Source organism: Cupriavidus sp. GA3-3 (assembly GCF_000389805.1).
In the GTDB taxonomy this organism is placed as follows: Bacteria; Pseudomonadota; Gammaproteobacteria; order Burkholderiales; family Burkholderiaceae; genus Cupriavidus; species Cupriavidus necator_D.
In genome coordinates this window covers 35,056-47,142 of record NZ_KB944460.1, presented here as the reverse complement: position 1 = coordinate 47,142, position 12,087 = coordinate 35,056, and the positions used below count along the sequence as shown (strand labels likewise).

13 protein-coding genes are annotated in these 12,087 nt (G+C 67.3%); all 13 read left to right on the top strand.

The features are described 5' to 3' along the window. The first annotated feature begins 109 nt into the window (after positions 1-109). The 13 genes from C265_RS00255 to C265_RS00195 all read left to right on the top strand — a co-directional run bounded on the left by C265_RS00255 (position 110) and on the right by C265_RS00195 (position 12,086). Entirely contained in the window at positions 110-547 is a 438-nt protein-coding gene (locus tag C265_RS00255; RefSeq protein WP_010810040.1) for a PaaI family thioesterase, read from the top strand. A gap of 96 nt (positions 548-643) precedes the next feature. Then, positions 644-1,654: an NADP-dependent oxidoreductase gene (locus C265_RS00250; RefSeq protein WP_010810039.1), complete on the top strand. Its 1,011-nt coding sequence runs from the start codon at positions 644-646 to the stop codon at positions 1,652-1,654. Between the two features lie 77 nt (positions 1,655-1,731). Continuing rightward, entirely contained in the window at positions 1,732-2,580 is an 849-nt protein-coding gene (locus tag C265_RS00245; protein WP_010810038.1) for a class II aldolase/adducin family protein, read from the top strand. Between the two features lie 39 nt (positions 2,581-2,619). After that, positions 2,620-3,555 carry a glutathione S-transferase family protein gene (locus tag C265_RS00240; protein ID WP_010810037.1) on the top strand — a complete coding sequence of 312 codons (936 nt, stop codon included), beginning with the start codon at positions 2,620-2,622 and terminating at the stop codon, positions 3,553-3,555. 59 nt (positions 3,556-3,614) lie between these two features. Continuing rightward, positions 3,615-4,517 carry an SDR family oxidoreductase gene (locus C265_RS00235; protein WP_010810036.1) on the top strand — a complete coding sequence of 301 codons (903 nt, stop codon included), beginning with the start codon at positions 3,615-3,617 and terminating at the stop codon, positions 4,515-4,517. Positions 4,518-4,551: 34 nt separating this feature from the next. Further along, a complete protein-coding gene (locus C265_RS00230) occupies positions 4,552-5,499 on the top strand; it encodes an alpha/beta fold hydrolase (RefSeq protein WP_010810035.1) in 948 nt (315 codons plus the stop codon). Between the two features lie 379 nt (positions 5,500-5,878). Further along, entirely contained in the window at positions 5,879-6,661 is a 783-nt protein-coding gene (locus tag C265_RS00225) for a GntR family transcriptional regulator (RefSeq protein ID WP_010810034.1), read from the top strand. 25 nt (positions 6,662-6,686) lie between these two features. Then, positions 6,687-7,904, top strand: coding sequence for an ABC transporter substrate-binding protein (locus tag C265_RS00220; protein WP_010810033.1), 1,218 nt, complete (start codon positions 6,687-6,689; stop codon positions 7,902-7,904). A 105-nt stretch (positions 7,905-8,009) separates the two neighbouring features. After that, on the top strand, positions 8,010-8,882 hold the full coding sequence (locus C265_RS00215; RefSeq protein ID WP_010810032.1) for a branched-chain amino acid ABC transporter permease: 873 nt from the start codon (positions 8,010-8,012) through the stop codon (positions 8,880-8,882). Positions 8,883-8,897: 15 nt separating this feature from the next. Beyond that, positions 8,898-9,863, top strand: coding sequence for a branched-chain amino acid ABC transporter permease (locus C265_RS00210; RefSeq protein ID WP_010810031.1), 966 nt, complete (start codon positions 8,898-8,900; stop codon positions 9,861-9,863). A 10-nt stretch (positions 9,864-9,873) separates the two neighbouring features. Further along, entirely contained in the window at positions 9,874-10,641 is a 768-nt protein-coding gene (locus tag C265_RS00205; RefSeq protein WP_010810030.1) for an ABC transporter ATP-binding protein, read from the top strand. After that, positions 10,634-11,347 carry an ABC transporter ATP-binding protein gene (locus tag C265_RS00200; RefSeq protein WP_010810029.1) on the top strand — a complete coding sequence of 238 codons (714 nt, stop codon included), beginning with the start codon at positions 10,634-10,636 and terminating at the stop codon, positions 11,345-11,347. The genes C265_RS00205 and C265_RS00200 overlap by 8 nt, the downstream gene beginning before the upstream one ends. 46 nt (positions 11,348-11,393) lie before the next feature. Then, entirely contained in the window at positions 11,394-12,086 is a 693-nt protein-coding gene (locus tag C265_RS00195; RefSeq protein WP_010810028.1) for an isochorismatase family protein, read from the top strand. Position 12,087: the final 1 nt, after the last annotated feature.

Genomic DNA, 12,087 nt, shown 5'->3' with positions numbered 1-12,087 from the left:
CGGGCAAGCCGCACCGTGCGGCTTGGCGGAATCCCGGATTGCCCTCAAACTTGGGGCCGGCGCGAGGCCTCGGCCTCGCCGGCACCTAATTCTCGGACTCGCAATTGCCATGAACCAGTTCAAAGGCCCCCTGACCCACATTCCCTTCCTCGCCGACCTCGGCGTGACCTGCAACCTCGCCGAAGGCGGCCGCAGCGAGATCGCGCTGCCGATCGAGAAGCGCCACCAGAACAGCTGGGACATGGCCCACGGCGGCGTAATCATGACGCTGCTCGACGTGGCCATGGCGGTGGCCGGCCGCAGCAGCGACGCGGATGGCCGGGGCGTGGTCACCATCGAGATGAAGACCAGCTTCATGGCGCCGGGGCGCGGCGCGTTGACCGCGCGCGGCACCACCGTGCACCGCACCACCACCATGGTGTTCTGCGAAGCCGAGATCGTCGACGCCGACGGCAAGACCGTGGCGCGCGGCTCGGGCACCTTCAAGTACATCCGGCGCATGCCGCCGCAGCGCCCGGGTGAGACCGATACCGGCGCCGACGGCTGAGCGCCGGCACCGATGCAGCAGACGGGGCAGCGCGGCTGTCCCTTCCCGACGCAGTATTCAAGCCGTTCCATATATTCCTACTGAAAGGAATCGACCATGTCCAAAACGTTCAAGCGCATCGTCCTGGCCTCGCGTCCCGAAGGCGCGGTGACGCCGGCCAATCTCCGCCTGGAAGAAGTGCCCGTGCCGCAGATCGCCGACGGCCAGGTGCTGGTGCGCAACCACTACCTGTCGCTGGACCCGTACATGCGCGGCCGCATGAACGACAGCAAGTCCTACGCCGCGCCGCAGCCGCTCGATGAGGTCATGATCGGCGGCACCGTGGGCGAAGTGGTGGAAAGCAGGAACAGCAAGTTCAAGCCAGGCGACAAGGTGGTCGGCATGTTCGGCTGGCAGGAGATGGGCGTCAGCGACGGCACCGGCCTGCAGCCGGTCGACACCACGCATATCCCGCTGTCGGCCTACCTCGGTTCGGTCGGCATGCCGGGCGTGACCGCCTGGTATGGCCTGAACAAGATCATCCTGCCCAAGCCGGGCAAGACCATCGCGGTCAGCGCTGCCTCCGGCGCAGTGGGCAGCGTGGTCGGGCAGCTGGCCAAGCTGGCCGGCTGCCGCGCGGTCGGCTTTGCCGGCGGCAAGGACAAGTGCGACTACGTGGTCAATGAGCTGGGCTTCGATGCCTGCATCGACTACAAGGCGGCCAAGGATCCCAAGGAGCTCTACAAGATGCTCAAGGAAGCCACCCCGGACGGCATCGACGGCTATTTCGAGAATGTCGGCGGCGATATCCTGGACGCCGTGCTGACGCGCATGAACGCCTTCGGCCGCATCGCCATGTGCGGCATGATCGCGGGCTATGACGGCCAGCCGCTGCCGCTGAAGAACCCGCAGCTGATCCTGGTGTCGCGCCTGACCATCGAAGGCTTTATCGTCTCCGAGCATATGGAGGTCTGGCCGCAGGCGCTGAAGGAACTGGGCACCGCCGTCGCCCAGGGCAAGCTCAAGTTCCGCGAGAGCATTGCCGAAGGCCTGGCCAGCGCGCCGGAAGCCTTTATCGGCCTGCTCAAGGGCAAGAACTTCGGCAAGCAGCTGGTCAAGCTGGTCTGACCGGCGCATGCAGGGCCGCGGCGCGCCTGCCGGGCGCGCCGCGGGCAACGGATTTCACCAAAAAGATGGAGACACCGATGAATGCCCCGCAAGCCCCGCAAATCCAGAGCGGCGACGAGATCGGCGCCGGCCTGCCCGAAGAGGTCAAGGCCCGCTACCGCAACCTGCCGCGCCCGCCGCAGTTCGCCACCGCCGCCGCAGAGCGCCTGCACCGCAAGCAGCGCCTGGCCGCGGCCTTCCGGCTGTTTTCCAGGTTCGGTTTCGACGAAGGCGTGGCCGGCCATATCACCGCGCGCGACCCGGAGTTTCCCGATACCTTCTGGGTCAATCCCTTCGGCGTCCATTTCAGCCAGGTCAAGGTCTCCAACCTGATCCGCTGCGACCACCACGGCGACGTGGTCGAGGGCGACTACCCGGTCAATGCCGCGGCCTTCGCCATCCATTCGCGTGTGCACCAGACCCGCTCCGACGCGGTCGCGGCAGCGCATTCGCACAGCACCCATGGCCGCGCGTGGTCCACGCTGGGCCGCCCGCTCGATCCGCTCACGCAGGACGTGTGCGCGTTCTACCAGGATCATGCGGTCTATGACGATTTCGGCGGCGTGGTGGTGGAGCTCGACGAAGGCCAGCGCATCGCCAATGCGCTGGGCCAGAACAAGGCCGCGATCCTGCAGAACCATGGCCTGCTGACGGTCGGCAAGACCGTGGACGAAGCCGCCTGGTGGTTCATCACCATGGAGCGCTCCTGCCAGGTCCAGCTGCTGGCCGAAGCCGCCGCGGCGCGCACCCAGGCGCCGCTCAAGCTGATCTCCGATGCGGCCGCGCGCCAGGCCTATTCGATCGTCGGCACGGCGCAGGCGGGCTGGTTCCAGTTCCAGCCGCTCTATGCCCGCATCGTCAAGGAGCAGCCGGACCTGCTGGACTGAACCGCACGGCACCCGCTGGCAAACATGGAGTTGGATCGCATGGCCGACATCATTCTTCACCAGTACGCAACTTCGCCATTCTCCGAGAAGGTCCGCCTGCTGCTGGGCGCCAAGGGACTGGCCTGGCACGCGGTGGAAATCCCCGCCATCCTGCCCAAGCCTGACCTGCTGGCGCTGACCGGCGGCTACCGCCGCACGCCGGTGCTGCAGGTCGGTGCCGATATCTACTGCGATACCGCGCTGATCTGCGAGGTGCTGGACGCGCTGGCGCCCGCGCCGGCGCTGTATCCGCCGGCCCAGGCCGCGGCGGCGCGGGTCGCGGCAGCCTGGTTCGATGCGGCGCTGTTCACGGCATCGGTGACCTATGTGTTCCAGCCGGCCGGCGTTGCCAGCATGCTGGGCCACCTGTCGCCGGCGCAGGTCCAGGCCTTCAGCGCGGACCGCAAGGCCATGCGTGGCGACACCAATGCGCTGCGCATGCCGTTGCCCGAAGCCACCGCGCTGCTGCATGAAACGTTCGGCCAACTGGAAACGCAGTTCGCTGCCGGGATCGGGCATGTGGCCGGGCCGGCGCTGTCGGTTGCCGATTTCTCGCTGTACCACAACCTCTGGTTTATCCGCCGCGCCGGCGCGCTGGCGCAGCTGCTGGAGGCTTATCCGCGCTTGCAGGCCTGGTATGCGCGCATGAACACCTTCGGCCATGGCCGGCCGCGCGTGATCGACAGCGAGGACGCGATCGGCGCCGCGCGCAGTGCCGATCCGCTGGCGCTGGATGAGGGCGTGGTCGTGGATGCCGGCCTGCAGGCCGGCGACGCCGTCACCGTCACGCCGACCGACTATGCGCGCGACCCGGTGGCCGGCGTGCTGCTGGCGCTGAGCGCGCGCCGCGTCACGCTGCGCCGCCAGGACCCGCGCGCCGGCGCGCTCAATGTGCATTTCCCGCGGCAGGGCTACCAGGTGCAGCGCGCCGCCTGAGCGCGCATGGCACACGGCCCGCCGTTTCCCAAAACGAATCACGCGACAGGACAGACGATATGAAGGACTTCTCCAACAAGGTGGCTGTCATTACCGGCGGCGCCTCGGGTTTCGGCAAGGAGTTTGCCCACATTGCCGCCGACCTCGGCATGAAGCTGGTGCTGGCGGATGTGCAGGAAGACGCGCTGGACGCGACCGTGGCGGAATTCAAGGCACGCAATGTGCCGGTGATCGGGTTGCGCACGGACGTCTCGCGTGCCGACCAGGTGCAGGCGCTGGCCGATGCCGCCATCGAGGCCTTCGGCCAGGTCAACCTGCTGTTCAATAACGCCGGCGTGGGCGCGGGCGGCCTGATCTGGGAGAACTCCGAGAAGGACTGGGAGTGGGTGCTGGGCGTCAACCTGTACGGCGTCGTGCACGGCGTGCGCATCTTCACGCCGCTGATGCTGGCCGCGGCGGAGAAGGATCCGGCCTACCAGGGCCATATCGTCAACACGGCGTCGATGGCGGGCTTGCTGAACCCGCCGGCAATGGGCGTGTACAACGTGTCCAAGCACGCGGTGGTGGCGTTGACCGAAACCCTGTACCAGGACCTGGGCCTGGTGACGGAGCAGGTGCGCTGCTCGGTGCTGTGCCCGTACTTCGTGCCCACCGGCATCAACCAGTCCCAGCGCAACCGGCCCGCCGACCTGGCCAACCAGGCGCCGCCGACGCGTTCGCAGCTGGTGTCGCAGGCCTTGTCGGACAAGGCCGTCGGCTCCGGCAAGGTGACCGCCGCCGAGGTCGCGCAGCTGACCTTCGATGCCATCCGCGACGAAAGCTTCTATATTTATTCCCACCCCCAGGCGCTCGCCCCCGTGCGCCAGCGCTTCGAGGACATCGTCGGGCAGCGCAATCCCGGCGATCCGTTTGCCGACAAGCCCGAGGTCCGCGCGGGCCTCGTTGCCGCGCTGCGCGGCTGACGCCAGCACAACGCCACAACGAGGAGGACCGCATATGGAGAACAACATGGCTGCCCCCGCCGCCGTGATCCGCCACCTGCAGTACGCCACGCTGCCCAACGGCACCCGCCTGCACTACGCCAGCGCGGGCGAGCGCGGCAAGCCGCTGATGCTGTTCGTGCACGGCTTTCCTGAATTCTGGTTCGAATGGGAGGCCCAGCTGGCCGAGTTCGGACGCACGCATTTTGCCGTGGCGCCGGACCTGCGCGGCTACAACCTGTCGAGCAAGCCCGCCGAGGTCGAGGCCTACCGGCCGCGCCATATCGTCGAAGACCTGGTGCAGCTGGTCAGCGCGCTGGGCTATGACCAGGCCGTGGTGGTGGCGCACGACTGGGGCGGGGCGATCTGCTGGAACCTGGCGATCCAGTTCCCGCAGCTGGTGCGCCAGCTCGTCATCGTCAACTCGCCGCATCCGTACCTGTTTGCGCGCGCGCTGGCCACCGATCCCGAGCAGCAGGCCGCTTCCGCCTACATGAACTGGCTGCGCAAGCCGGGCTCGGAAAAGGCGCTGGCCGCCAACGACTTCGCGCTGCTGGACCGGATGCTGGCCGATGCCGACGGCAAGCCGGCGGCATGGTACACGCCGGAGACGCGCGCCAGGTACCACGCGGCATGGTCCCAGCCGGGCGAAGGCCAGGACGCCGGCGTCCATCCGCTCACCGGCGGCGTCAATTTCTACCGCGCCTCGCCCATGCACCCGCCGGGCGAGGGCGAGCCGCCGCCCGATATCTCGCGCCTGGATCCGGCCGCGTTTGTGGTCAAGGTACCCACGCTGGTGATCTGGGGCGAACGCGACCGCGCGCTGCCGAAGTCGCTGGTGGACGGGCTGGGCGACTTCGTGCCTGACCTGCGCCTGGAACGCATCCCCGAGGGCACGCACTGGGTGATCCATGAGCAGCCGGAACGCGTCAACCTGCTGATCCGGAGTGCGCTGCCGGGGTAGCTGCCAGATGTCGTTCGGGCCGCCAACGAAACCCCAGTCAGCAGCTTCAGCCCCGCCTTGATGGCGGGGCTTTTTGTTGGTGCGCCATGCCTGGCGCTGTCCGGCTCGCGCTGGTGTTTCCGGAACGTCTGAAGCATTTACTGAGTAATCCGGACGACCCCTGACTTTTTATTAAGGGCTGGCTTTCATTCCATGTCTCATTGGGGAAAATATCTACGATGTCCTATTAATTGTCCTATTGAAGCGACAATAATACTGATATATCTTTCGGTCCATGCTTCAGAGTCGATATTCCCTTGACTAATTGGCCTGAACGGGAAGTATCCGATGTCGGTGAACCGATAAATTTCAACGGGTCGAAAGATAGCAGCCGCCATTTATGGGAAACCAAAATTCGCCGATGCCGCGGTATCACCGCATTTACCTGGTGCTGCGGCAGAAAATCCTGAACGGGTTATACGACGAGAGCGGGCTGCCGGCCGAGTTCCGCTTGATGGAGCAGTATCGCGTGGCGCGGGTGACGGTGCGGCGGGCGTTAGCCGAGCTGCTCCAGGAAGGCCTGATCTACCGGCGGCCCGGGCAGGGGACATTCGTCAATATCGAGCAGGTTCGGCTGAACAGGCCACCAGCGCAGATGTGCGGCCTGCTCGACAGCCTGCTCGAAGTCGTCGCCGGCACCTCGGTGCGGGTGGTCGATTTCGGCATGCGGAGCTGCCCCACGCACGTCCGGGAGGCGCTGCGGCTGGCGGAGCGGGACGAAGCCCTGCACGTGATGCGCGTGCGCCTGCACCGGGACGAACCGGTCTCGCTGATCACGACATGGTCGCCGCCGCACGTGGCGCTGTTGCTGACACCGGGCGCGCTGCAGCAGCAGCCCATGCTGGCGCTGCTGGAAGGCGGCGGGGTTCGCATCGGCCACGCCGACCAGACGCTGTCCTGCTGCCTTGCCGACGCGCAGGCCGCGGCGCTGCTGGACGAGCCGGTGGGTGCGGCGCTGCTGTCGGTGGTGCGCGTGGTGCGCGATGTCGACGGCAACCCGGTCCAGTGGCTCAGCGGCCTGTATCGCCCGCAATGCTACGACTACCGCATGGCGCTGACGCGCGCTGGCGAAGACAAGGCGCGTATCTGGCTTGCGCGCGACCTATCCACCGCGACGCGGTGATCCAAGAAATCGGGAGGAGACAGAAATGACCAAGACTTATCCGGCAAGACGCCGGTTCCTGGGCCAGGCCGCGCTGCTTGGCGCCGGTGCGCTGGCGCCGCAGATCGGACGGGCCCAGCCCAGGCCGGTGCGCATCGGCGTGCTGCATCCGGTCACCGGAGCGCTGGCGTTTTCCGGCACGCAATGCCGTGCCGGCGCGCTGCTGGCGATCGCCGACATCAACGCCGCCGGCGGTATCAAGTCGCTGGGCGGCGCCAGGCTGGAAGCGGTGCTGGGCGATGCCCAGTCGCAGCCGGAGATCGGCGCGGCCGAAGTCGAGAAGATGAACGAGGCCGGCGTCAGCGCCGTGGTCGGCGCCTATGCCAGCGCGATCTGCCTGGCCACCACGCAGGCGGCGGCGCGGCATGGCCTGGCGCATGTGGTCGACGTGGGCGTGGCCGATGCCATCGTCGAGCGCGGCCTGACCAACACGTTCCGCTTCGGCCCCGGCTACAAGGTCGCCACCGAAACCGCGATGAGCAACCTGCGCACGCTCAACCAGCTCAGCGGCAACCGCGCGCGCACGGCGATGATCATCCACGAGGAATCGCTGTTCGGCAGTGGCACGGCCAAGCTGCTGAGCCAGCGCCTGCCGGAGTTCGGTTTCGAGGTGAAGGAGGTGGTCAAGCACGCCAACCCGACGCGCGACTTCAGCAATATCGTGCTACGCATGAAGGCGGCCAATCCGGACATCGTGATCGCGGCCAACTACTACAACGAGTACGCCCTGCTGATGCGCACCATGCAGCAGCAGAAGTTCCGGCCCAAGGCGGTCTACTCGGTGCTGGGCGGCGCGGCGTCGAGCTTCAAGTTCATCAAGGAGTTCCCGGCGGCGGCGCAGCATGTGCTGGACTGCAACCACTGGTACAACCCCAGGGATCCTCGCGCCATTGCGCTGCGCAAGCGCGTTGAGGCCAGCGGCCTGTTCTTTACCTACGAGGTTTTCTGCACCTATGCGTCCACCATGCTGCTGGCCGACAGCATTGAGCGCGCCGGCTCGGCGCAGCGCGAGCGCGTGATCGAAGCGCTCGCCAGCAGCAGCTTCAGCAGCCACTTCATGCCGTACGGGCCGACGCGCTTCGTCAACGGCCAGAACACCGGCGCGCAGCCGCTGCTGACGCAGGTGGTGGATGGCGACATCAAGGTGGTCTTCCCCAACGCCTACCGGCAGGTCGACGCGGTGTTCCCGCTGCCGGCCAGCTAAGCGCTTCACGCCGGTCGCGCCGGTACGCCGTTTATCCCTAGTCGCTACGGTCGGGAAGCCCGCCTCCCGACCGCTGGACTCCTGTTGCCGCGAGGAACGCATTACATGTTCGATATCCCGATACTCTGGGCCTCCTGGCTCAACGGCCTGACCACCGGGGCGATCTATGCCCTGGTCGCGCTGGGCCTGACGCTGATCTACGGCGTGCTCCATATCGTCAACTTCGCCCACGGCGCCGCGCTGATGGCGGCGCTGTATGGCGTCTATTTCCTCTTTACCCGGCTCCATGTCGATCCCTACGCGGCGCTGCTGGTGATGGTGCCGGCCATGTTCGCCGCGGGCTACCTGCTGCAGCGCCACCTGATCGCGCGGGCAAGTCGCGGCAACGAGCAGAACGTGCTGCTGGTCACGCTGGGCATCTCGATCGTGCTGGAGAACCTGGCGCTGTACCTGTTCCGCTCCGACACCTACACCATCGACACGCCCTATGCGCTGTCCACCGTCGAGCTGCTGGGTGCATCGATCGCGCTGCCCAAGGTGATCGCCTTCGCCGGCGCACTGTTGGCCTGCGGCCTGCTGATGCTGATGATCCGGCGCACCACGCTGGGCCGCGCCATCCGCGCGGTGGCCAGGGAAAAGCAGGGCGCGCGCGTGGTCGGCATCGATGTCGAGCGCGTCTATGCGCTCAGTTTCGGCATCGGCCTGGCCTGCCTGGGTGCGGCCGCCTGCTTCCTGCTGCCGGCCTACTACGTCAATCCGCGCGTCGGCGACGGCTTCGTGCTGATCGCCTTCACCGTGGTCGTGCTGGGTGGCATGGGCAGCTTCGCCGGGGCGCTGTGGGGCGGCCTGCTGATCGGCGTGGTCGAGTCACTGGGCGGCCTGTGGCTGGGCGACAGCCTGGGCCAGGTCGGCATTTTCCTGATCTTCATCCTGGTGCTGCTGTTCCGTCCGCAGGGCCTGTTCGGCGCGAAGGCGTGACTCGAGGAGCCTGACATGAATCGAATTTCTTCTCTTCCCACGCTCGGCTGGATCGCCATCGTTCTGGCCGGCTTTGCCGCGGCGCCGCTGTGGCTGTCCTCCGGCTTCGCGCTGAACCTGCTGGTGATGGTGCTGCTGATGACGCTGATGGCGCAGTCGTGGAACATCCTCGGCGGCTTTGGCGGGCAGTTCTCGTTCGGCCACGCGGCGTTCTTCGGCACCGGCGCCTATGCCATGGCGATCTTGCAGGTCGCGTTCGGCATGAATGCGTGGCTGGCGCTGGTGCTGGCGACCGGCGTCGGCGCGCTCGCCGGCGTCGGCGTGGGCGTGCTGTCGTTCCGCTACGGGCTCAAGGGTTCGTACTTCTCGCTGGCGACGCTGGCGGTGGCCGAGGTGCTGCGCATCGTGGCCAATGCGGTGGGCTTTACCGGTGCCGGCGCAGGCATGCAGTTGCCGTTGCAGCCCGGTGCCTTGCATCTCCAGTTTGCCGGCAAGGCTGGCTACCTCTGGTTCATCCTGACGTTCGTCGCCGCGGGCCTTCTCCTCTCGTGGTGGCTGCGCAGGTCGCGCTTCGGTGCCTGTCTGATGGCGGTGCGGGACAGTGAGGACGCGGCGAAGGCGCTCGGCATCGACGTGCTGCGCGTCAAGTTGGTAGCCATTGCCATGTCCGCGGCGCTGATGGCGGCGGCCGGCGTTTTTTATACGCAGTACCTGCAATACCTCGATCCGCATATCGCCTACGGTCCGGCCTTTTCGGTGGCCGCGCTGGTTGGGGCGGTGATCGGCGGCACCGCCACGGTGTTCGGCCCGCTGCTCGGCGCGCTGGCGCTGCAGCTGCTCAACGAGCTGACGCGCAATGCGCTGGGCGATGTGCCGGGCGTGAGCCTGGTGATCTACGGCGCGCTGCTGGTGCTGATGGTGATGTTCCTGCCGCAGGGCCTGGCCGGGGCGGCCGGATCGGTGCGCAAGGCGAGGGCATAAGGCAAGGGAAATGACGATGCAGACCATACTTTCGACCCACGGACTGTCGATCCGCTTCGGCGGCCTGGCGGCGGTGCAGGACGTGAACCTGTCCATTGCGCGCGGCCGCATCACCGGCCTGATCGGCCCCAACGGCGCCGGCAAGTCGACCCTGTTCGGAATGCTGTCCGGCTTCCTCGCGCCCACGCAGGGCACGGTGGAGCTGGAAGGCCGCACCCTCAACGGGCTCGCGCCTCATGTCATCTGCCGGCTCGGGCTGGCGCGCACCTTCCAGATCGTGCAGCCGTTTGCCGGGCAGACCGTGCGCGAGAACATCGCGGTCGGCGCCCACCTGCATGTGCGCGGCCGCAATGTGGCGCTGGCACAGGCCGATGAAGTGGCCCGCCGGGTCGGGCTGGAAGACCAGCTGCACAAGAGCGCTTCGAGCCTGACCGTGGCCGGGCGCAAGCGCCTGGAGCTGGCGCGCGCACTGGCCACGCGGCCGCGCGTGCTGCTGCTGGACGAGGTGCTGGCCGGGCTCAACCCCGGCGAAATCGCCGCGATGATCCCGGTGGTGCGCGGCATCTGCGACGACGGCGTGACCGTCGTGATGATCGAGCACGTGATGCAGGCGGTGATGAACCTGGCGCAGGACGTATTCGTGCTGGCCGGCGGCCGGCTGATCGCGCAGGGTTCGCCCGCGCAGGTGACGCGCGACCCGCAGGTGATCGAGGCCTACCTGGGCCACGGCATGGCGCAGCGCATCGGCGCGCAGCAGGAGGCGGCCGCCCATGCCTGAGACCCTGTTGTCGGTGCAAGGGCTGCACAGCGGCTACGGCGAGGTGCAGGTGCTGCACGGCGTCAGCGTGGAGGTGAATCGCGGCGAGATCGTGGCCCTGCTGGGCGCCAACGGCGCCGGCAAATCGACGCTGATCAACACGGCCTGCCGCCTGGTGTCCGGCACCTCCGGCACGGTCCGCTTCGACGGGCGGGACGTCAGCCGGGCCCGGCCGCAGGACATCGTCGGCGCCGGACTGATCCAGGTGCCCGAAGGGCGCCGCATCTTCCCCAACCTGACCGTGCTGGAGAACCTGGAGCTGGGCGCCTGCCGCCGCGCCACGCGCCAGCGCAAGGCCAACCTGGAATCGGTGCTCGATACCTTCCCGCGCCTGCGCGAACGGCTGGGCCAGCGCGCCGGCACCATGTCCGGCGGCGAGCAGCAGATGCTGGCCATCGGCCGCGGCCTGATGGGCGATCCGCGCCTGCTGATCCTGGACGAGCCCTCGCTCGGGCTGTCGCCGCTGATGGTCGAGGAGATGTTCGGCCTGGTCCGCCGCCTGCACAAGGAAGGACTGTCGATCCTGCTGGTCGAGCAGAACGTGGCGCTGTCGCTGGAAATCGCCTCGCGGGCCTACGTGCTGGAAAACGGCGAAGTCAGGTTCTCCGGTACGCCCGGGACGCTGCTGGCAGCCCCTGAACTGCGGGCCGCTTACCTGGGCGTGTGAGCGTATCCATCCAGCCATCAGAGAAGCAAAGAACGGAGTCAAACCGATGGAATTGTCAGACAAGACCGCGCGCCAGATCTGGCAGGAGGTCAGGGCCAACCCCAGCCGGGCGCGCTTCGGCTTCGGGCGCAAGGCGGTGCTGGTCAATATCGACCTGCAGAACGCCTACACCTGCACCGACCGCTTCAAGACCGCGTACGAGACCGATCCCGCGCAGCTGGCGCATATCAACGGGCTGGCGCGGCGCTTCCGGGCGCTGGGCTGGCCGGTGGTGTGGACGCGGGTGGCGTACATGGCGTCCGGCGAGGATGCGGGCATCTGGGGCACCCGCACCGATACGCCGGATTCGCTGCAGAACATCAAGCATGGGTCGGAGCGCGCGCAGTTCGACAGCCGCGTCGACGTCGATCCGGTGCGCGACGTGGTCTATTGCAAGAAGATGCCGTCGGCGTTCTTCGAGACCCAGCTGCAGTCGTTGCTGGTGTGGCACCAGGTGGATACCGTGGTCATCACCGGCGGCTCCACCTCGGGCTGCGTGCGCGCCACGGCGGTGGATTCGCTGTCACGCGGCTATCGCACCATCGTGCCGGAGCAGTGCGTGGCCGACAAGCATGAGAGCTACCACTTCGCCAACCTGACCGACCTGATGCTGAAATACGCCGACGTGCTCGACGTGCTCGAGGTGCAGAACTGGCTCGAAGACCAGCATGCCATGCTGCACACCGCGAAGGGGGACTGAC

Bases quoted from the DNA above. Each gene is read 5' to 3' on its own strand.
- C265_RS00240 (WP_010810037.1), top strand. From the start codon at position 2,620: ATGGCCGACATCATTCTTCACCAGTACGCAACTTCGCCATTCTCCGAG.
- C265_RS00220 (WP_010810033.1), top strand. From the start codon at position 6,687: ATGACCAAGACTTATCCGGCAAGACGCCGGTTCCTGGGCCAGGCCGCG.
- C265_RS00245 (WP_010810038.1), top strand. From the start codon at position 1,732: ATGAATGCCCCGCAAGCCCCGCAAATCCAGAGCGGCGACGAGATCGGC.
- C265_RS00200 (WP_010810029.1), top strand. From the start codon at position 10,634: ATGCCTGAGACCCTGTTGTCGGTGCAAGGGCTGCACAGCGGCTACGGC.
- C265_RS00205 (WP_010810030.1), top strand. From the start codon at position 9,874: ATGACGATGCAGACCATACTTTCGACCCACGGACTGTCGATCCGCTTC.
- C265_RS00230 (WP_010810035.1), top strand. From the start codon at position 4,552: ATGGAGAACAACATGGCTGCCCCCGCCGCCGTGATCCGCCACCTGCAG.
- C265_RS00210 (WP_010810031.1), top strand. From the start codon at position 8,898: ATGAATCGAATTTCTTCTCTTCCCACGCTCGGCTGGATCGCCATCGTT.
- C265_RS00225 (WP_010810034.1), top strand. From the start codon at position 5,879: ATGGGAAACCAAAATTCGCCGATGCCGCGGTATCACCGCATTTACCTG.
- C265_RS00195 (WP_010810028.1), top strand. From the start codon at position 11,394: ATGGAATTGTCAGACAAGACCGCGCGCCAGATCTGGCAGGAGGTCAGG.
- C265_RS00250 (WP_010810039.1), top strand. From the start codon at position 644: ATGTCCAAAACGTTCAAGCGCATCGTCCTGGCCTCGCGTCCCGAAGGC.
- C265_RS00215 (WP_010810032.1), top strand. From the start codon at position 8,010: ATGTTCGATATCCCGATACTCTGGGCCTCCTGGCTCAACGGCCTGACC.
- C265_RS00235 (WP_010810036.1), top strand. From the start codon at position 3,615: ATGAAGGACTTCTCCAACAAGGTGGCTGTCATTACCGGCGGCGCCTCG.
- C265_RS00255 (WP_010810040.1), top strand. From the start codon at position 110: ATGAACCAGTTCAAAGGCCCCCTGACCCACATTCCCTTCCTCGCCGAC.